The sequence below is a fragment of the Turicibacter sp. HGF1 genome, from assembly GCF_000191865.1.
Taxonomy (GTDB): Bacteria; Bacillota_I; Bacilli_A; order MOL361; family Turicibacteraceae; genus Turicibacter; species Turicibacter sanguinis.
The window spans coordinates 1-20053 of sequence record NZ_AEXQ01000002.1 but is presented as its reverse complement, the minus strand read 5'-3'; the positions used below and the strand labels follow the sequence as shown (position 1 = coordinate 20053).

At 35.1% G+C, this 20053-nt stretch carries 18 protein-coding genes; 17 read left to right on the top strand and 1 reads right to left on the bottom strand.

The features are described from left to right. The first annotated feature begins 104 nt into the window (after positions 1-104). The 17 genes from prfB (at position 105) to HMPREF9402_RS00070 (ending at position 19501) form a co-directional block, all read left to right on the top strand. Entirely contained in the window at positions 105-1202 is a 1098-nt protein-coding gene (gene prfB, locus HMPREF9402_RS00150; protein WP_006784625.1) for a peptide chain release factor 2, read from the top strand. A gap of 137 nt (positions 1203-1339) precedes the next feature. Next, complete coding sequence (locus HMPREF9402_RS00145; RefSeq protein WP_006784626.1) at positions 1340-1819, top strand: S-ribosylhomocysteine lyase; 480 nt, start codon at positions 1340-1342, stop codon at positions 1817-1819. A 290-nt stretch (positions 1820-2109) separates the two neighbouring features. Further along, on the top strand, positions 2110-2793 hold the full coding sequence (ftsE, locus tag HMPREF9402_RS00140) for a cell division ATP-binding protein FtsE (protein WP_006784627.1): 684 nt from the start codon (positions 2110-2112) through the stop codon (positions 2791-2793). Then, positions 2780-3694: a permease-like cell division protein FtsX gene (gene ftsX / locus HMPREF9402_RS00135; protein ID WP_006784628.1), complete on the top strand. Its 915-nt coding sequence runs from the start codon at positions 2780-2782 to the stop codon at positions 3692-3694. Before ftsE ends, ftsX begins: the two co-directional genes overlap by 14 nt. Positions 3695-3721: 27 nt before the next feature. After that, positions 3722-4879 (top strand): murein hydrolase activator EnvC family protein, encoded by a 1158-nt coding sequence (locus HMPREF9402_RS00130; RefSeq protein ID WP_009606126.1) that lies wholly within the window; start codon positions 3722-3724, stop codon positions 4877-4879. A gap of 248 nt (positions 4880-5127) precedes the next feature. Continuing rightward, positions 5128-6555: a S41 family peptidase gene (locus HMPREF9402_RS00125; protein WP_009606124.1), complete on the top strand. Its 1428-nt coding sequence runs from the start codon at positions 5128-5130 to the stop codon at positions 6553-6555. Positions 6556-6916: 361 nt separating this feature from the next. Then, a complete protein-coding gene (gene uvrB / locus HMPREF9402_RS00120; RefSeq protein WP_006784631.1) occupies positions 6917-8890 on the top strand; it encodes an excinuclease ABC subunit UvrB in 1974 nt (657 codons plus the stop codon). A gap of 97 nt (positions 8891-8987) precedes the next feature. After that, on the top strand, positions 8988-10181 hold the full coding sequence (locus HMPREF9402_RS00115) for an L-serine ammonia-lyase (protein ID WP_006784632.1): 1194 nt from the start codon (positions 8988-8990) through the stop codon (positions 10179-10181). A gap of 91 nt (positions 10182-10272) precedes the next feature. Further along, on the top strand, positions 10273-11094 hold the full coding sequence (locus tag HMPREF9402_RS00110) for a hypothetical protein (protein ID WP_006784633.1): 822 nt from the start codon (positions 10273-10275) through the stop codon (positions 11092-11094). A gap of 60 nt (positions 11095-11154) precedes the next feature. Beyond that, positions 11155-12534 (top strand): 23S rRNA (uracil(1939)-C(5))-methyltransferase RlmD, encoded by a 1380-nt coding sequence (gene rlmD / locus HMPREF9402_RS00105; RefSeq protein ID WP_009606125.1) that lies wholly within the window; start codon positions 11155-11157, stop codon positions 12532-12534. 353 nt (positions 12535-12887) lie between these two features. After that, the gene (gene hdhA, locus HMPREF9402_RS00100; RefSeq protein ID WP_009606121.1) at positions 12888-13694 is read left to right on the top strand and encodes a 7alpha-hydroxysteroid dehydrogenase; all 807 of its coding nucleotides are present in this window, start codon (positions 12888-12890) and stop codon (positions 13692-13694) included. A 137-nt stretch (positions 13695-13831) separates the two neighbouring features. Next, on the top strand, positions 13832-15193 hold the full coding sequence (locus HMPREF9402_RS00095) for an MATE family efflux transporter (RefSeq protein WP_009606128.1): 1362 nt from the start codon (positions 13832-13834) through the stop codon (positions 15191-15193). Between the two features lie 40 nt (positions 15194-15233). Continuing rightward, positions 15234-16445, top strand: a complete 1212-nt coding sequence (locus tag HMPREF9402_RS00090; RefSeq protein ID WP_006784637.1) for a GNAT family N-acetyltransferase — start codon at positions 15234-15236, stop codon at positions 16443-16445. 134 nt (positions 16446-16579) lie between these two features. Next, complete coding sequence (locus tag HMPREF9402_RS00085) at positions 16580-17239, top strand: amino acid ABC transporter permease (RefSeq protein ID WP_009606130.1); 660 nt, start codon at positions 16580-16582, stop codon at positions 17237-17239. Next, positions 17220-17897 carry an amino acid ABC transporter permease gene (locus HMPREF9402_RS00080; RefSeq protein ID WP_009606117.1) on the top strand — a complete coding sequence of 226 codons (678 nt, stop codon included), beginning with the start codon at positions 17220-17222 and terminating at the stop codon, positions 17895-17897. The genes HMPREF9402_RS00085 and HMPREF9402_RS00080 overlap by 20 nt, the downstream gene beginning before the upstream one ends. A gap of 9 nt (positions 17898-17906) precedes the next feature. Next, complete coding sequence (locus HMPREF9402_RS00075; protein ID WP_009606122.1) at positions 17907-18647, top strand: amino acid ABC transporter ATP-binding protein; 741 nt, start codon at positions 17907-17909, stop codon at positions 18645-18647. A 14-nt stretch (positions 18648-18661) separates the two neighbouring features. Further along, the gene (locus HMPREF9402_RS00070) at positions 18662-19501 is read left to right on the top strand and encodes a cysteine ABC transporter substrate-binding protein (protein WP_009606129.1); all 840 of its coding nucleotides are present in this window, start codon (positions 18662-18664) and stop codon (positions 19499-19501) included. 114 nt (positions 19502-19615) lie between these two features. Here HMPREF9402_RS00070 and HMPREF9402_RS00065 read toward each other — a convergent pair. Continuing rightward, on the bottom strand, positions 19616-20053 hold a 438-nt coding region (locus tag HMPREF9402_RS00065; RefSeq protein ID WP_009606113.1), incomplete at its 5' end, for a linear amide C-N hydrolase.

Below are 20053 nucleotides of genomic sequence, written 5' to 3'. Positions count from 1 at the left end.
GGTTATTCAAATAATTTGATATAAAGTAGAACTATAGTCTCATTAAAGTTTTCTTAAATGATGCATAAGTTAATAAAAGTTGACATGAAGAAGTGGTGACGATAATGGAAATTCATGAAATAAGATCAGAGATTAAGAAAATGTCTGAGCGTATCAATCAATTTAAAGATTCGTTGAACGTTGAGCAAAAAGAAGCGGAAATTAAAGAGTATGATGATCAAATGCAGGTAGCAGGATTTTGGGATGACCAACGTAAGGCCCAAGAAGTTATTAATGCAGCGAATGCAATTAAAGATAAAGTTAATACATTTTACTCGTTAGAAGGCGAAGTAGAAGAGTTGGCCGTGGCATTTGAATTAATTTTAGAAGAACCGGATGCTGATTTACAAGCTGAATTAGAATCACAAATTGAAGAAGTTTCGGAACATTTAAACAAATTTGAATTAGAAATTTTATTAAGTGGACCTTATGATGCTAATAATGCAATTTTAGAGTTACATCCAGGGGCAGGTGGAACAGAATCTCAAGATTGGGCTGAGATGTTATATCGTATGTATACTCGATATGCTGAGCGTAAAGGATTTAAAATCGAGGTTCTTGATTACCTTGTCGGAGAAGAAGCCGGAATTAAGAGTGTGACGATTAAAATTAAAGGAACAAATGCATTTGGATACTTTAAAGCAGAGCGTGGTGTTCATCGTTTAGTCCGTATTTCACCATTTGATTCAGGAGGGAGACGACATACTTCATTCTGTTCATGTGATGTGATGCCTGAATTTTCAGGGGATATTGATATCGAAATTCGTGCAGAAGATTTAAAAATCGATACATATCGTGCCAGTGGAGCTGGTGGACAACATATTAATACAACTGATTCAGCTGTTCGTATTACTCATATTCCAACGAATACGATTGTAACGTGTCAAAATCAACGTTCACAAATTAAAAACCGTGAAGCAGCGATGGAGATGTTAAAATCAAAATTATATCAACGTAAGCTTGAAGAACAAGAAGCAGAGTTAGCAAAAATCCGTGGTGAAGTGAAAGAGATTGGATGGGGAAGTCAAATCCGTTCATATGTTTTCCACCCGTATTCACTAGTTAAAGATCACCGTACTTCATATGAAGTAGGGAACGTTCAATCAGTCATGGATGGAGACTTAGATGGATTTATTGATGCTTATTTACGATATTCAATTTAATACTTCATCATGATTTGACGAAAGTATAGTAGATGAGGCATAATAATTTAATAAGAATAACCCCTTCTTAACTAATGAAGTTCAGAGGGGGTTAAGTCTTTCAATGAGATAGTGTTAGTCAAAGGAGTGTGTTTTAAATGAAGAAAATTCCTAGCTTTACTGTAAATCATGAAGATTTATTACGTGGAATTTATGTTTCACGTCAAGATGTCATTGGAGAAGAAGTTGTGACAACTTTTGATATTCGTACAAAATTACCAAACCGTGAGCCTGTTATGAATAACGCTGAAATTCATACAATTGAACATTTAGCAGCAACGTTTTTACGTAACCATGCAACGGCAGCTGAGCAAACCATTTATTTTGGCCCAATGGGATGCCGTACAGGGTTTTATTTAATTTTAAAAGGTGATTTAAAATCAGGTGACGTTGTAGATTTAATTAAGGAAACCTTTGAATTTGTTGCGACTTATGAAGGTGAAGTTCCAGGAGCAAGTGCTCGTGACTGTGGAAACTATTTAGATATGAATTTGCCAATGGCTAAATATGAGGCCCAAAAATTCCTTGAAAATACATTAAATGTTATTAAAGAAGAGAACTTAGTTTATCCAGCTTAATATAAAAAGCATCTTTTCAAATAGGAAAAGATGCTTTTTTGTTCCCAAAAAAAACTCTTTATGGTTAAACAGATAAAGATAATATGTAAACAGTGTAAAAGTTGAAGGGAAATCGTCGACATATTATACTATTATCTCTCTTTGTATGCTAAAATATTATTATTGTTATTATTTTTTTACAAAGATGTGGATAACATTTGTTATTTGTTGGCAATTGTCGTATAAAAAATGTAAGTGTCGATTAGTATGTTATAATAAATTCGATTCTACAAGAGATAGGTGGGGAGATTATGATTGAATTTATAAATGTAAATAAAAAGTATGCGAATGGAGTTATTGGACTTCATAATATTAATATAAATATCGAAAGTGGCGAGTTCGTTTTTGTAATCGGACCAAGTGGTGCTGGTAAGTCATCATTCTTGAAAATGATTAATCGTCAAGAACAAGCTACAGGTGGACAAATTATAGTAAATGGTCATGATGTGACAAAGTTAAGTCGATTCAAAGTACCAAAATTACGTCGTGAAATTGGAGTCGTATTCCAAGATTTTAAATTATTACAGAAACTAACGGTTTATCAAAATGTTGCATTTGCTTTAGAAGCCATTGGTCTTCCAGCAAATGAGGTGCGTGAAAAAGCAATTAAAGCAATCGAATTAGTTGGATTAAAAAGTAAAATGCGTTTCTATCCAAATCAGTTGTCTGGTGGAGAGCAACAACGTATTGCAATTGCTCGTGCGATTGCCAATAATCCAGCGATTATTATTGCCGATGAACCAACAGGAAACCTAGATCCTGAAAATTCTGAACAAATTGTTTCTATTCTTAAAAAATTAAATAGCGAAGGTAAAACGATTATTATGGCGACGCATGATCATGAGTTGATTTTTGAATCAGATTGTCGTGTCCTAACCGTTGATCATGGAACAATTTTTAGTGATGAGGTGAAGGGATATTATGATGCTAATTAGACAACTTTTCCGTTATATTCGTGATGGATTAAAGAATATTTGGCGTAACTTATTTATGTCGATTTCTTCAATCTTTACGTTAACGATTACTTTAAGTTTATGTTCATTATTTGTTTTATTTGCTCATAATTCAAATGAATTTACAGAGCAATTAGAAAATGAAATTAAAATCTTTGTTGAATTTGATAAAGTGGCAACACCAGAACAAATTCAATCTACAATTGACACGATAGAACAAAACTCTTATGTAGTTGATGTTGAGTACACAACTAAAGAGCAAAACTATCAAGATTTTATCGATCGTATTGGTAACGATGATCCAGAGTTAGCTGTTTTCTTTGAAAATACAAGCGATGAAAATCCATTAGTTGGGACATTAGTTGTATCAGCCGACGCTGTTAATCATGTCGATCAAGTTGCTAAAGAAATTAAAGAGATGTCTAATATTAGCTATGTCGATTATGGTGAAGAATCATCATTAGCAGCTTTTGCTAATATTACAAAAATGATTCGTGAATCATTCTCATGGATTGTAGTAGTATTATTAGTATTAGCAGTCTTTTTAATTCAAAATACAATCAAATTAACAATTTATGCTCGTAAAAATGAGCTTAAGATTATGAAGTTAGTCGGGGCTTCTGCTACTCATGTTACTGTACCATTCTTAGTAGAAGGGTTAATTATTGGGGTGCTTGGAGCTATTGGACCGATTTTGTTTACAGTTTTTGGATATCAATACTTATATGAATTATTTGGTGGAGTCTTAGTCATTCCAATGTTCCAATTAACTGCACCACTTCCGTTAGTGTATACTTTATCATTTGGAATTGGAATTATTTCAATTGCTATTAGTTTAATCGGAAGTTTCTTCGCCGTAATTCGTTACTCATTAAAAATTTAATGATTAAATGAGGAAGGAGGAACTTTCGTGGTTAAAAAACTTTTAATTAGCTTAACCGTGTTAACGGCATTGCATTTTGCACCTAAGCAGAATTTAACTGCCGAGGCAACAACAACATGTACAACAACTGAAGAATGTGATGCATTAATTAACCAGGCCCAAAGTCAAATTTCAGATATTAAAAATCAACAAAATGATGCACAGCAGGAATTGAATGCCGTTCAAGAAGATATTGGGGCAATACTTGATAAAATCTCGATGACAGAGAATGCGATTTCTTCTTATATGCAACAAATTAAACAAAAAGAAAGTGAGATTTCGACTAGTGAGAATCAAATTGAGCAACTAGAGGGTCAAATTTCTGAATTGAAAGAAATTGTAGGTGAGCGTGCGCGAGTTTCACAACGATTATCTCGTACAAATACGATTTTAGAAGTTATTTCTCAATCAACAAGTATCGTTGATTTTATTAAAAACTTACGTGTTGTGACACACTTTGCTGAAAGTGATGCAGAGGCAATGGATCAATTAAAATCTTTAGTGTCAGAACAACAAAACTTATTATCTTCTCTTAAAGTTCAAAAGGAAGAATTAGCTGCAAGCAAAGCAAGTTTAGAACAAGAGCGTTCAAATTTAGAGGCTTATGAAGAAAAACTTCAAAGCCAGAAGGCAGCTATTGCAAAGCAAATTCAAGAATTAGAGAGTGAACGTTTATCTCAAGCTGAAATTATTGCAATTGCAGAAGAACAAAAGAATTTATTAGTTTCTCAGACATCAGGCGGATTTATTATTCCATTAAAAACAGGATATGTAAGTTGTGAGTTTATGTGTTATTCAAATCATACTGGAATTGACTTAGGAAACTCAGGTGATACATCAACCCCAGTTTTAGCAGCAGCATCTGGAACAGTTATTCGTTCAGGCTGGCATGCAGCTTATGGATGGCATGTTATGATTTCACATAATATGGATGGAAAAATAATTACAACTGTTTATGCACATATGCACTCAAAACCTTTAGTATCTGTCGGACAACAGATAAATCAAGGGACGCAACTTGGAACCATGGGGAACACTGGTAACTCCTTTGGGGCCCATTTACACTTTGAAATGTATGATGGTTATTATAATTATCCTTATGCGGTTAATCCACGTAAGTATATTAATTTCCCATCTAGATGGTAACAAAAAGATGAGCCAATTGGCTCATTTTTTTTTACACTATTAAATAAGAATGTGTTTATAAATGGAGATTTAGTCTTTTTATACGTCTTTTCCTCATTTTAATCTAATTTATTCCATTTTATAGTCATGACAATGTTACTAAAAATTGATAAAATAAAGATAAACCGATAAAGTCTACATTATTTGGAATAGATGGGAAATACTATAGAGGTTATATTCGTTCCGTTGAATGGAAAAGGAGTGATATGATGAAACGAAATAAAACGTTTCTCATCATTGGAAGCTTTAGTCTAGGTGTAGTCGTAACTTTAATTTTAGCGTTAGTATTTAAACCTGCTACGCAAGTACAAACGATTGTCTCACCTTCTAATTACGGTGAAACATCTTCAGTTACTCAAGTTTATGACGCATTGAAAACATATTATTATTTTTATGATGGTGATGATCAAGCTTTAATTGATGGGGCTATTTCTGGAATGATTAGTTCATTAGATGATCCACACTCTACGTATTTTACGATGAGTGACTACGAAAACTTTGTTGAGCATCTAGAAGAAACTTATTCAGGTATTGGCTGTGAAGTAACAAGTATTAATGGTTATACAATGATTGTGTCACCATTTCCAGATTCTCCTGCAGATGAAGCTGGGATTTTAGCCAATGATTTAGTTGTTGAAATTGATGGCGAGAACGTTGTAGGACAAAACTTACAAGAAGTAACTAATAAGATTAAAGGCCCTGTGGATACAACGGTCACTTTAGGTATCCAACGTAACGATAATCCGGAATTAATTTATATTGAAGTCCAACGACGCGCAATTGAACAAGAAACAGTTAAAACTGAATTAATGACCATTGGAGATAAAAAGATTGGATATTTACAGGTGACAACATTTGGTGAAAATACAGCGAATGAGTTTAAAGAAGGAATTGAGTCACTTGAAAATCAAGGAATGGAATCCTTAGTTGTTGATTTACGTAACAATTCAGGAGGATATTTAACAAGTGTTGTTGAAATGGTTGATTATATTTTACCGCCAGACAAAGTCGTTACAACGATTGAAAATCGTGAAGGTAAAGGAACTCAATATATGACAAGTTCTGAGGGGAAAGATTATGAAGTTGTTACGTTAATTAACGAAGGAAGTGCTTCTGCATCCGAAATATTTGCCGCTGCGATGAAAGAGGCAGGCGGATATCCCGTTATCGGAACAACATCATATGGAAAAGGAACCGTTCAAGTTTCAATGCCACTTGATGATCATTCTTCATTAAAATTAACAACACAAGTTTGGAAAACACCAGATGGAAATTGGATTAACGAAGTAGGGGTAGAACCTACTATAGTTGTTGAAGCGCCAGAATTTTATTACTACTATCAAGTCTACTTAACAGATGGAAAATCTTTAGAGTATGACATGGTAGATAGTTCTATAGCGAATGCACAAAATATTTTAACAGCCTTAGGTTATCAAGTTGGACGCCATGATGGATATTATGATAAATCAACAGTATCAGCTGTTGAAAACTTCCAAGCAGATAATGAAATTCTAGTCACAGGAATTATTGATAATAAAACAGCAAGTGAATTAACATTAGCTTTACGTAATAAAGTTCGTGATAAACAATATGATACTCAATTACAAACAGCACTTGAAGTTTTAATACAAGAATAACAAGGACGCTCGCCACATAAAAGTGGTGAGTTTTTTTGTTAACGAAAAAGGTTTAAAGTAATGTTAAAAGTGGAAAGATTTAATAATGAGATAAAGGGATTGTGTTTGAATACTGGACGTTAGCATTTTGTTTGTTAAATAATTTTTAACTGCTAGGTCAAAAAATTTTAGTATAAAGATAGAATATCTTATTTCCTATCAGTTACGGAAAAACATGAATTCCATAGTATAGATGAATTAGTATTAAAAGGATTAGGGTAGTAAGTCGTTTTAATACTATGAATTGTTTATCGTCTTGTATATAGAGATAGTACGTGTGTTTTAGGTATGATATAATGGGGATAATGTGAGGTGACGTTTAATGCCAAATAATAAGTTTGAAATTGTTTCGAAATACTCTCCATCAGGTGATCAACCAAAGGCAATTAAGCAACTAGTTGAGAATATTGAGCATGGAGTTAAAGAACAAGTTTTGCTTGGAGCAACTGGAACGGGTAAGACATTTACGATTGCAAATGTTGTTCAAGCTGTTAATAAGCCAACTTTAGTACTGGCGCATAATAAAACATTGGCTGGTCAGCTGTATAGTGAATTAAAAGAATTTTTCCCGAATAATGCGGTTGAGTATTTTGTTAGTTATTATGATTACTATCAACCAGAAGCCTACGTTCCATCTTCAGATACATTTATTGAAAAAGATGCGAAGACAAATGATGAAATTGATAAATTACGTCACTCGGCAACTGCTGCCTTATTAGAACGAAATGATGTAATTGTAGTTGCTTCAGTTTCGTGTATTTATGGGATTGGAGATCCTGAAGAATATAAGAGTATGATGGTTTCGATTCGTGTCGGAATGGAAATGGAACGTAATGATTTATTAAAAGAGCTTGTTCGTATTCAGTATCAGCGTAATGATATTGATTTCCACCGTGGGACGTTTAGAGTTCGAGGTGATATCGTAGAAATTTTACCGATTGCAACAGAGAAGAATGCGATTCGTATTGAGTTCTTTGGAGAAGAAGTTGATCGTATTCGTGAAATTGATACGTTGACGGGTGAAGTGTTAAGTGAACGTAAACATGTTGTCATTTTCCCAGCTTCTCACTTCGTAACAGGTGAAGAGCGTATGAAAATCGCTCTTAAGAATATTGAAGAAGAATTAGAGCAACAAATTGAATATTTTAAGTCGGAAGAAAAGTTAATTGAAGCGCAACGAATTGAGCAACGTACGCGTTACGATTTAGAGATGATGGCTGAGATGGGATTCTGCTCTGGAGTCGAGAATTATTCTGGTCCATTATCACTTCGTGAACGTGGAGCAACTCCGTATTGCTTACTTGATTTCTTCCCAGATGATTGGTTGTTAGTAGCGGATGAATCACATGTGACGCTACCTCAGGTCAGAGGAATGTACAATGGTGACCGTGCGCGTAAAGAGACGCTTGTGAATCACGGATTTAGATTACCTTCAGCTCTTGATAACCGCCCGTTACAATTTAATGAATTTGAAGAAAAAATTCATCAGGCGATTTATGTTTCTGCAACACCAGGTGATTATGAGTTAGCCCGTACAGATAAAGTGGTTGAGCAAATTATTCGTCCAACTGGATTACTTGATCCAATTATTGAGCTTCATCCAAGTCGTGGACAAATTGATCATTTAGTGGGTGAAATCTATAAACGTATTGAAAAAAATGAGCGTGTTTTAGTGACAACATTAACGATTAAAATGTCAGAAGAGTTAACGAATTATTTAAAAGAACTTGGAATTAAAGTCGCTTATTTACATTCTGAAATTAAGACGCTTGAGCGTATTGAGATTATTCGTGATTTACGTGTTGGAACTTATGATGTTTTAGTCGGAATCAACTTACTTCGTGAAGGACTTGATATTCCAGAGGTATCCTTAGTCGCTATTTTAGATGCAGATAAAGAAGGATTCTTACGTAGTGATCGCTCATTAATCCAAACGATTGGACGTGCTGCGCGTAATGCAGATGGTCGTGTTATTTTATATGCAGATAAGATGACCGGTTCAATGCAACGTGCGATTGAAGAAACCAGTCGTCGTCGTGAAATTCAAGAGAATTTCAATGAAGAACACGGCATTATTCCAATGACAATTCGTAAAGATGTTCGAGATGTGATTCGAGCGACTGAGGTTGTTGAGAAAGAAGCTAAATATGATAAGAAAATGTCGCGTAAAGATAAAGAAAAACTGATGGCTAAATTAGAAAAAGAAATGAAGGAAGCTGCTAAAGCACTTGATTTTGAAACAGCTGCAACGTTACGTGATGCAATGCTTGAATTAAAAATTGAATTAGGCTTATAATAAGATGATGAGGAAGAATTTGTTAACGTCTTATTGGTATAGAAAACTTTGAGGTATACAACATTGTCGGACATTTAGTAAGGAAAGAGGTAAAGATATGGAAAGTTTACGTGAATTATATAAAGTGGGAAATGGACCATCGAGTTCTCATACAATGGGTCCAGCACGTGCAGCAAAAGTTTTTATGGGACGTTATCCAGAGGCTTCATCTTATGAGGCAGTTTTATATGGAAGTTTAGCGGCAACAGGTGAAGGGCACCTAACTGACTATATCATTATTAAAACTATGGATCCAAAGCCTGTTAAAATTACATGGCGTCCAGAAGACTTCCGTCCATTCCACCCAAATGCCATGCAATTTATTGCTTATAACGAGGCAGGTGAGGCATTAGGAGATTGGACTGTTTATTCTGTTGGAGGAGGATCAATTATTGAGGAAGGACAAGGGCGCAATGAAGTAGTAGCGGCTTATCCAGATTCAACAATGGCTGATATTTTAAAAGTGTGTGAAGAGAAAAATTGGACATTAGCAGACTATGTCTATGAGCATGAATCGGATATTAAACCTTATTTAGTTGAGATTTTAACGGTGATGCGTGAAACGTTAGAGAATGGTTTAAAGGCTGAGGGAAATTTACCTGGAAAACTAAATTATCCACGTCGTGCTAAACAGTTTCATGAGCATGCTAAATCAATGCCAGAAGATTTATCAGTTTTAATTTATGCTTATGCTTTAGCCGTGTCTGAACAAAATGCGAGTGGAGATGTTGTTGTAACGGCTCCAACTTGTGGAGCATCTGGTGTCATTCCGGGAACCTTATTTGCTCTTCAACAATTTGAAGGATATAGTGATGATCAATTAGTTGATGCATTAGCAGTAGCAGGATTAATTGGAAACTTAATTAAAACAAATGCTTCAATTTCAGGGGCAGAGGTTGGATGCCAAGGTGAGGTAGGTTCTGCTTGTTCAATGGCAGCAGCAGCTGTTGCTTATTTAAAAGGGGCTTCAAACTTACATTGTGAGTATGCAGCAGAAATTGGACTTGAACATCATTTAGGAATGACATGTGATCCTGTCTTTGGTTACGTTCAGGTTCCTTGTATTGAGCGTAATGCGGTTGCAGCTAAACGTGCCTATGATGCAGCTAAATATGCCATGTTAACAGATGGATATCATACAATTACACTTGATCAAGTGATGCAAACCATGAAAGAGACAGGTCACGACTTAATGGCGAAGTATCGTGAAACAGCACAAGGTGGTCTTGCAAAACATTTTGCAGAATGCTAAGCCGACGTGTGGTATAATAAGTTGTAAATGAAAAAAATCATAACATCCTAAGATGATACTTATAAACAAATCATGAAAAGGGAGTGATCGTATGGCAACAGAGAAAAAGAAAAACACAACGAACGAAAAACCAAAGACTCAGACGTCTAAAGGAAAGAAAGCTCGTAGTAAAAATGAGATTGCCTTATATAGTTTTATTGGAGTCTTAGCGGTTGTAACGGTTTTATTTGCTTACAATGTCATCAGTTATTTTTATATTGAACCCACTAAAGCAGCAGGAAAACCGCAATATGGTGACCGTTTAGATGGTTTAGTGACAATTGATCAATCAATTATAAATGATGCACAGTCTTATGGAAGTGGTCTATCCGGTGTACAATCTGTTAATATTACGGTTGAAGGAATGATTGTTTATATTGATGTTCGTGTTGATTCAACAACAGCACTTACGACTGCTCAGGCAAACACTGAGAAGATTTCAGATTATTTAATCGATGCAATGGATAAAGCTAATGCAAATTCTTCACAGGCCTATAACTTCCAATTAGTTGTGGCAAATGAAGATCCTAAGACATTAGTTGATACAAATCGTGCAGAAGAATTAGATTATATTAAACAACATGACGTTGCAATTGTTGAGCAAGTTGTAGGATATGCTGAAGAATATCCTACAGTAGCTAATATTGAGCGTGCTAACAAAAATATCGCTTATATGCAAACGAGTTATCCTGAAGAAGCAGCCGCTTTTCAAAAACGTGTGGATGCTTTAACAGAGTTAACTGCAGAACAAGAAGAAGCATTAGGTGAAATTCCAACGCTAGAAGTAGATAAAGAAATTAAACCTTCAAGTATTGCAGAGTACCCAAGTTGGGGAACATTAAATCCTGAGACAGGAAAATATGATTGGAAATAGTAAAAGGCAGGGGAGGCTTATTTTAGTCTCCCTCTCTTTGTGAATAAAGGTGATAGAAAAATGTCGAAAAAAAGTGTACCAGTAGTAAAAAATGAATATTATGATGTAAAAATTGAAAGTTTAACACATGACGGTTTAGGTGTTGCTAAAATTGATGGTTTCCCTATTTTCGTGACAAATGCACTAGTAGGCGAAGAAGTTAATATGAAAGTAACATTAGTTAAAAAAACGTATGCCATTGGACGTGCAGTTGATTTATTTGTCGAGAGTCCTGACCGTGTGACGCCGCCATGTAAAATTTATAAACAATGTGGTGGATGTCAAGTTCAGCATCTAAATTATCCAGGACAACTTCAAATGAAATATGATACAGTTGTAAATCAGTTCAAACGCATTGGTCATATTGAAGATGCGAATATTTTACCGACCATCGGAATGGAGGAACCTTGGCGTTATCGTAATAAAACGCAGGTGCCATTTGGTTTAGCTAATGGTGATGTAGTGGCTGGGTTCTATCAAAAACGAAGCCATGAGATTATTGATATGCGTCATTGTTTAATTCAAACTGAAATTTCAGATGAAATTATTCATGAGATGCGTGGAATTTGTCGTGATTTAAAACTAAGTCCGTATAATGAGGAGTCGAATACTGGTATTTTACGCCATGTCATCGTGCGCACAGGATTTAAGACGGATGAGATTATGGTTATTTTAGTGACACGTAAAGAGAAAATCATTAATATGGATCGTATTGTGTCACGCTTATTAGAAAAATTCCCTCAGATTAAAGTTATTGCTCAAAATATTAATCCAAACGTAACAAATGCTATTTTAGGTGAGAAAACAAACATCATTTACGGTGAAGGATATATTTATGATGAAATGAACGGAATTGGTTTCGCCATTTCACCACGTTCATTCTATCAAGTTAACCCTGTTCAAACCGAAACACTTTACTCTAAAGCCGTTGAATTTGCAGGACTAACAGGAGAAGAAATCGTATTCGATGCTTACTGTGGAATCGGAACGATTACATTATTCTTAGCACAACATGCCAAAAAAGTTTATGGGGTTGAAATCATTCCTGAAGCCATTGCCGATGCAAACATGAATGCTAAATTAAATGGATTCGAAAATACAGAATTTGCAGTAGGAAAATCAGAAGAAGTTATTCCAGCTTGGATCGAACAAGGAATCGTTCCAGACGTCATCGTCGTCGATCCACCACGTAAAGGATGCGACAAAACATTACTAGACACAATGCTAGAAGCAGCACCAAAACGCATCGTCTACGTATCATGCGATTCATCAACACTAGCTCGCGACATTAAAATTCTAGTAGACGGTGGATACCAACTAGAAGTCGCACAACCTGTAGATATGTTCCCTCAGACAAGTCACGTAGAAGTAGTGGCTCTGCTTACACGTAAAAACGTGTAAGCAGTTAGCACTACTCTATGCAACAGCTTCACCATGAAGATGAGCTGAAAAGCGAAATCTAAATGGCATGAAGCCACTTGCGTGAGACCAATATTAGAAGAAATTTTGGTGTGAATAAGCGCACTCCATGCAAGGCTCATCCAATAAAGTGAGCTACAGGCGAAACTTGATTGGTTATGAGCTACTGCGAGAAGTGGTCTTCAGTAAATGACTGGCTCTACGAAGTAAGCTATTATCACTCCTGGGTTTGTATCTTTGCGAAATGAGATAGTCAATATAAGTAACGTTATAAAAAATCGAGTATAAAAAACCTCCATAATATCAATTATAATGATTAGATTGGAGGTTTTTTTATGCGAAAATTAGAGAATGCAATAGCTCTTGTCACGTCTTCAACAAGAGGTATTGGGTTAGCGTGTGCTAAGAAGTTAGCGGGTGAGGGTGCCATTGTTTATATGGGAGTTCGTCGTTTAGAGGTCACTCAAGAAATTTGTGATGAAGTGGCTAAAGAGGGTTTGAAAATGAAGCCTGTCTTTTTTGATGCCTACAACATTGATTCTTATGAAACGATGGTAGAAGAAGTGATTAGGGAACAAGGTAAGATTGATATTTTAGTTAATAATTTTGGAACTGGAAGACCGGAAGTAGATTTAGATTTAGTTAGTGGAGATGAGAAAGCTTTTTTTGATATTTTAGAAGCGAATATCGGATCAGTTTATCGTATCTCTAAACTGGTGATTCCTCATATGATTAAACAAGGAAAAGGAAGCATTGTTAATATTTCATCGATTGGTGGAACGGTCCCAGATATTTCTCGTATTGGTTATGGTGTTTCAAAAGCAGGCGTTAACAATATAACTCAACAAATCGCTATGCAGTATGCGCGCTATAATATAAGATGTAATGCAGTATTACCAGGTTTAACAGCAACCGATGCAGCTCTTGATAATATGACAGAACAATTTATTAAGTCTTTCTTATCGCATGTTCCTTTAAATCGCATGGGAACACCTGAAGACATGGCGAATGCGGTTCTATTTTTCGCTAGCGATGATTCTTCTTATGTAACGGGGCATATTATGGAGGTATCAGGTGGTTATCATTTAGGAACACCACAATATGCTGATTTTGTTGGTCGTAAAGTAGTTGAGGAAAAGTAAATAAAAATCCCACTGAAAAGATATGTCAGTGGGATTTTTATGATAGATGTCAAAAAACTGGTAATAAAAAATACAGTGAATATAATATTATTAGAAAGTGAGCATTTTAGTTTTCTAGCAAAAAAAGGGGTTATACAATGAGTCATGAAAAGTTGTTTGAAAATAAGTCAATTCAACATTTGATTGTTCTATTTTCATTTCCAACTATTTTTTCTTTAGTTTTGGAGTCATTCGTTTCAATGATTGATACAGCATTTGCGGGGCACCTTGGAAGTATGAGTAGTATTGCTTTGTCAGCAATGGGGCTTTTAACGCCTATCTTACAAATCTTACTAGCAGCTCAACTGATTTTTGGGGTATCCACAAGTATTGTCGTTTCGAAACGATTAGGTGAAAAGAATCAAGAAAAGGTAAATGAAACGTTTACGATTGGATTTTATGGTTGTGGATTGTTTAGCATTGCTATTTCACTATTAATTTTTTTATTACAAGATCCGTTGCTATTTGTTTTAGGGGCGAGTGGTGAGGTTAGACGGTATGCTTTACAGTATTTAAATTTGGCACTAATTTTCAATATTTTTAATTCGCTCGGTTATATGTTAGTTAATATGATTAGGGTGTTTGGTTATCCTAAAATGGAAATTATTATCGGGGTTATTTCAACGCTCAGTAATGTGTTCTTTAACGTGCTCTTTACGTTTATTTTAGGACTTGGATTTATTGGGATTGCCTTTGCGACACTAACAAGTAGTGTCATCTACTTTGGTTGCGCCGTTTTATTTTTAATGCACAAAAAACTGTGGATGAAGAAGGTCCATTTAACTATTAATCCATCGAAAGAGATTTTGATTTCTATTATTAAAATTGGATTTGTGCAGTTTTTGATGCAAGCTCTTAATAGTGTCAGTGGCTTTGTTATTAATCGTCGTTTAATTGGACTTGGATATGTTTCGTCAATTGGAGCCTTCGCCATCTGTAATAATATAAATACGGTGATTTTGTTACCATTAATTGGGTTAACACAGGGGAGTCAATCTGTTATTGCGTATTTCCATGGGCGTCAGAACCATCAATCTGAGAGAATAGCGAAACAAAAAATTGTGAATTATAGTTTAATTTATGCTTTGGTAATCACGATAGTCAGTCTCTTATGGACGAGACCGTTATTAATGATTTTTACGAGTGATGAGAGTTTAATCCAGTCTGCGATTCCGATCCTTAGAATTATGGTAGCGGGATTTCCATTTATGGGAATCATTTATACATTGATTACGTTTATGCAAGTATCGAAAGAAGAAGCAAAGGCTAGCCAGTTAGAGGTGGTAAGGCAAATTGTTTTACTCATTCCTTTAGTTATTGTTTTTTCGGTTCTTTTTTCAAGATTTAATATTTTTAATATTTCAGCAGAACAGGGAATGTTCTTAGCTTTTTCTTTAACAAATATGATTATCGTATTGTTTTATTTTAAAAAGATTAAAACGATTTATAAGGATGACTAAACAGCTATTTAGATAGTAAAAAATAAAGGGAGACGGATTTATGAGTAGAAAAAAACAGTTGAAAATGAGTAAAGTTGGATTAGAGCATTTAGAGCAGTACAATCAATTACTGAGATATGTATTTCAGGTGACAGACCAAGAACTTCAAGAAATTGGATGGCAGGAAAAAGAAATGATTCGAGCTAAATCCCCAACGCTTGAGCGAGCAGATGTGATTGGCTGGTTTGATCGGGACCAATTGATTTCGCAAGTTGCGATTTATCCGATGCGTGTCCGTATTTTTAATCAGACATATGATATGGGGGGCGTGACAGGGGTTGGAACTTATCCTGAGTATGCGAACCAAGGACTGATGCATAAATTACTAATAGAAGCGTTAAAACATATGAAAAATCATAACCAACCTATTTCTTATCTTTATCCGTATTCTATTCCTTATTACAGACGCAAAGGATGGGAGATTGTATCAGATAAGATTGTGTATGAAATTAATGATTATCAATTGCCTAAGCATCGACGCGTGAGTGGGGAAGTTGAACGTGTGGATGCTGAAAGTGAAGAAATTAAAAAAGCATATGAACGCTTTGCTTATCAAACTCATGGTGCCTTACTTCGTGATGATTTAGCATGGAATGAATATTTTCTATGGGATAGTGACGATTTAATGGCGGCTATTTATTATAATGAAGCAGGGTTTGCCGATGGGTATATTCTTTATTTTATTAAGGACGAAATTTTTAATATTAAAGATATGATTTTTATAAATGAGGAAGCAAGGACGGGACTTTGGAATTTTATTAGTGCCCATTTTTCAATGATAAAAAAAGTAATTGGAAATACGTATACGGATGAACCATTAGCTTTTTTACTTGAGGATGCCGATATTAAAGAGACCATTTCACCGTATTTTATGGCACGAATTGTTGACTTAGAAAAATTTATTGAACAATATCCATTTAAGCCAGATACGATTGCAAGGGAGTGGACTTTTACAATGGATGATCCGCTTCTTTCGTGGAATCAAGGCTCTTTTACGCTAAGTATTGATACGGAGGGTGTCGGTAAAATCAAACGTACCAGTGTGAAAACAGGGGATCGCATTGATATCCAAACCATGACGACGATGTTACTTGGATATAAGCGTCCTGATTATCTTCATAAGATTGGTCGTTTGAGTTGTAGTTCAAAGACATTAGATATGTTAGAGGATGCGATTGAGCAACAGACACCTTATTTTTCAGATTACTTTTAAAAAATGAAAAAAGCTCTCAAGATTGTTCTTGAGAGCTTTTTGTAGATTAATTTCAATACTTTCTTATTTTTAACGAACATTTTTCTGGGCTTAATATACTATATATCAAGAGGATTATAGTTAGGAGGGAGATAATGGATTTTCAATTTATAAAAACGTATGCACCGATGTATGTAGAGGCTGCTAAGTTAACCATGAGTATCGCTCTTTTGGGAATCTTATTGTCTACTTTAGTTGGATTTATCTGCTGTTTAATTCGATATTATAAGATTCCAATTTTACAACGTGTGATTGGGATGTATATAGAACTTTCAAGGAATACACCGTTATTAATTCAATTATTTTTTCTATATTTTGGATTACCGAAGTTAGGGATCTTTTTAAGTTCATATGCATGTGGAGTACTTGGATTAACTTTTTTAGGTGGGAGTTATATGGCTGAGGCTTTTCGAAGTGGACTCGAGTCCATTCCTGACATTCAAATGGAGTCGGGATTGAGCCTTGGTTTAACCAAATGGCAAGTCTTATGTTATATTATTTTTCCTCAAGCAGTAGCAGTCTCGCTGCCTGCTTTTAGTGCAAATGTGATTTTTTTAATCAAGGAAACATCTGTCTTTAGTGTCGTTGCATTAGCAGATTTAATGTATGTAGCAAAAGGATTAATCGGGCTTTATTATAAAACTGACGAGTCCTTGTTGATGTTAGTTGTTGCGTATTTAGTACTGTTATTACCTATTTCATTAATTTTAAGTGTTATTGAGAAGAAGGTGCGTTATGGAGGAGTGGGGAATTAATGTTTTATTTGAAGGAAAAAATTTCATTCGATTGTTACAAGGACTAGGAGTGACATTAGAAATTTCTTTGATTTCTGTGATGATTTCAGTTGTTTTAGGCCTTGTAATGGGGATGTTGATGAGAGTGAAGACAAAGGTCGTTCGTCTAATCTGTCGTCTTTATTTAAATACGGTTCGAATTGTTCCACAGTTAGTCTTATTGTTTTTAGCTTATTTTGGTTTGAGTAAATCTTTTGGGATTAATTTATCAGGAGAAGTGGCCTCTATTTTAGTGTTTTCTTTTTGGGGAATTGCTGAAATGGGAGATTTAGTACGAGGGGCTTTAGATTCAATCCCAAAACATCAGTATGAGACAGCGTTGGCGATTGGATTGAATCAGCGTCAAATTTATCAATATATTATTATTCCACAAACGATTAGACGATTACTTCCACAAACGATTAATTTAGTGACGCGTATTATCAAAACGACTTCATTAATTGTTTTAATTGGAGTCGTTGAGGTCGTAAAGGTAGGACAACAAATTATTGAGGCTTCACGACTAACAGTTCCGACGGCAGCTCTTTGGATATATGGGGTTATTTTTCTACTTTATTTTTTAATCTGTTATCCGATTTCATTGGCTGCAACAAAACTAGAAAAGCATTGGGAGGAGTGAGGTGAAGAGATGAGCTCAACGATATTAAAACTAGACCAGATTACAAAAAGTTATGATAATCAGATTATTTTCTCTAATTTGTCATTAGAGATAAAAAAAGGGGAGGTCGTCGTCGTTTTAGGACCTTCTGGCTGTGGAAAAAGTACATTGCTACGATGTATGAATGGATTAGAGAGTATTCAAGCAGGAGAAATTTTATTAGAAGATGAGGTGATTAGCAATCAGCATAAAAAGATGCATTTAGTTAGACAAAAAATTGGTATGGTTTTTCAAAGTTACGAGTTATTTCCACATTTGAATGTGTTGCAAAATATTACGTTAGGTCCTATTAAAGCACAAAATCGAGATAGGGTCGAGGTGGTGAAAGAAGCAGAGCAATTATTAGAACGGGTGGGGTTATTAGAAAAGAAAAATGCTTATCCACACCAACTATCAGGTGGTCAAAAACAGCGTGTTGCCATTGTTCGGGCACTTTGTATGAAACCAGAAATTTTATTATTTGATGAGGTGACGGCTGCGCTTGATCCAGAAATGGTACGAGAAGTATTAGATGTGATGCTTTCACTTGCTAAAGAGGGAAGTACGATGGTCATTGTAACTCACGAAATGCAGTTTGCTCGTGCGATTGCAGATCGAATTATTTTTTTAGATGAAGGACAGATTATTGAAGAAAGTGATCCAGAAACATTTTTTACGAATCCTAAAACGAATCGGGCTAAACAATTTTTAAATCTGTTCACGTTTGAATGAAAGGAGAATTTAGAATGAAAAAAGTTTTTTTATGTTTCATGAGTTTCTTATTAACGTTAGGAATTTTAGGGGCATGCGGTGAATCAAATACTAGTCAATCAGAAGCGAGAAGTATTGAAGAGATTCAAGAGAGTGGAAAAATTATTATTGGTGTCTTTAGTGATAAAAAACCGTTTGGTTATGTTGATTCGAATGGGGATTATCAAGGTTATGATGTTTATTTTGGGAATCGAATTGCACAAGACCTTGGCGTAGAAGTTGAGTACGTACCGGTTGAAGCGGCAAGTCGTGTTGAATATTTAGTGTCTAATAAAGTGGATATTATCTTGGCAAACTTTACAGTGACTGAGGAAAGAAAAGAAAAAGTAGATTTTACTTTACCTTATATGAAAGTGGCACTAGGAGTTGTTTCTCCAGATGATGCGTTAATTACAGATGTCGAACAATTAAATGGGAAAACGCTCATTGTTAGTAAAGGAACAACAGCAGAAACTTATTTTACTGAAAATTATCCAAATGTAAATTTATTAAAATTTGATCAATATAGTGAAGCCTATAATGCGCTACTCGATGGTCGTGGAGATGCTCTTTCGACTGATAATACAGAAGTATTAGCATGGGCACTTGAAAATCAAGGATTTAGTGTTGGAGTTGAATCATTAGGAAGTATTGATACGATTGCAGCAGCTGTCCAAAAAGGCAATGATGAGTTATTAGACTGGTTAAATAATGAGATTGTAGAGCTTGGAAAAGAGGATTTCTTCCATGCCGATTATGAAGAAACATTAGCGCCAGTTTATGGTGATGCGGCAACGCCTGATAATATTGTGGTTGAAGGTGGCGTTATTGAATAATTTTGAATAAGGTATGTCTCATGAGAAAAATTTATCGATGAAGATTTGAGAGTCTTGAAATCTTTTAAACAAATAAAGAGCCTCTTAGGATTGTCTAAAGAGGCTCTTTTTGTATTAATTAAGATATTTGATGTCATTTACAGGATTTAATTCGAATTGAACAGCTTGTTTTTTCTCAATTAATGGGTTCATATCCACACATTGAATACGCATGTTTTGGTAGCTTACCCAGTAATAGCGAAGAGATTCAGAGCACATAACGGCAGTGTAAATCGTGTAATCAAATAAAACGACGCCACTATCATGCTTCGTAATGGTTTTATCTTCGCCAACTTCAACGATCCCCATTGGAATTTGAACGTTTTTAAATGTTTGGAACATATAGGTAACAGCTTCGATTTCATTTTTTCCTTTGCAAGCGTAATTTTTGAGGAAGGCTAGACGTGTAAATCGAGATGGCGAGCTAAAATCTCCTAGCAGTCCAACTGCTCCGCTCCCTGAGAAACAGGCTTCAATCGTATCGTCATTCAGTGTAACGCCTGAATAATCGAG

Excerpts from the sequence above, each read along its gene's own strand:
- prfB (WP_006784625.1), top strand. The coding sequence starts at position 105 with ATGGAAATTCATGAAATAAGATCAGAGATTAAGAAAATGTCTGAGCGT.
- HMPREF9402_RS00145 (WP_006784626.1), top strand. The coding sequence starts at position 1,340 with ATGAAGAAAATTCCTAGCTTTACTGTAAATCATGAAGATTTATTACGT.
- ftsE (WP_006784627.1), top strand. The coding sequence starts at position 2,110 with ATGATTGAATTTATAAATGTAAATAAAAAGTATGCGAATGGAGTTATT.
- ftsX (WP_006784628.1), top strand. The coding sequence starts at position 2,780 with ATGATGCTAATTAGACAACTTTTCCGTTATATTCGTGATGGATTAAAG.
- HMPREF9402_RS00125 (WP_009606124.1), top strand. The coding sequence starts at position 5,128 with ATGAAACGAAATAAAACGTTTCTCATCATTGGAAGCTTTAGTCTAGGT.
- uvrB (WP_006784631.1), top strand. The coding sequence starts at position 6,917 with ATGCCAAATAATAAGTTTGAAATTGTTTCGAAATACTCTCCATCAGGT.
- HMPREF9402_RS00115 (WP_006784632.1), top strand. The coding sequence starts at position 8,988 with ATGGAAAGTTTACGTGAATTATATAAAGTGGGAAATGGACCATCGAGT.
- HMPREF9402_RS00110 (WP_006784633.1), top strand. The coding sequence starts at position 10,273 with ATGGCAACAGAGAAAAAGAAAAACACAACGAACGAAAAACCAAAGACT.
- rlmD (WP_009606125.1), top strand. The coding sequence starts at position 11,155 with ATGTCGAAAAAAAGTGTACCAGTAGTAAAAAATGAATATTATGATGTA.
- hdhA (WP_009606121.1), top strand. The coding sequence starts at position 12,888 with ATGCGAAAATTAGAGAATGCAATAGCTCTTGTCACGTCTTCAACAAGA.
- HMPREF9402_RS00095 (WP_009606128.1), top strand. The coding sequence starts at position 13,832 with ATGAGTCATGAAAAGTTGTTTGAAAATAAGTCAATTCAACATTTGATT.
- HMPREF9402_RS00090 (WP_006784637.1), top strand. The coding sequence starts at position 15,234 with ATGAGTAGAAAAAAACAGTTGAAAATGAGTAAAGTTGGATTAGAGCAT.
- HMPREF9402_RS00085 (WP_009606130.1), top strand. The coding sequence starts at position 16,580 with ATGGATTTTCAATTTATAAAAACGTATGCACCGATGTATGTAGAGGCT.
- HMPREF9402_RS00080 (WP_009606117.1), top strand. The coding sequence starts at position 17,220 with ATGGAGGAGTGGGGAATTAATGTTTTATTTGAAGGAAAAAATTTCATT.
- HMPREF9402_RS00075 (WP_009606122.1), top strand. The coding sequence starts at position 17,907 with ATGAGCTCAACGATATTAAAACTAGACCAGATTACAAAAAGTTATGAT.
- HMPREF9402_RS00070 (WP_009606129.1), top strand. The coding sequence starts at position 18,662 with ATGAAAAAAGTTTTTTTATGTTTCATGAGTTTCTTATTAACGTTAGGA.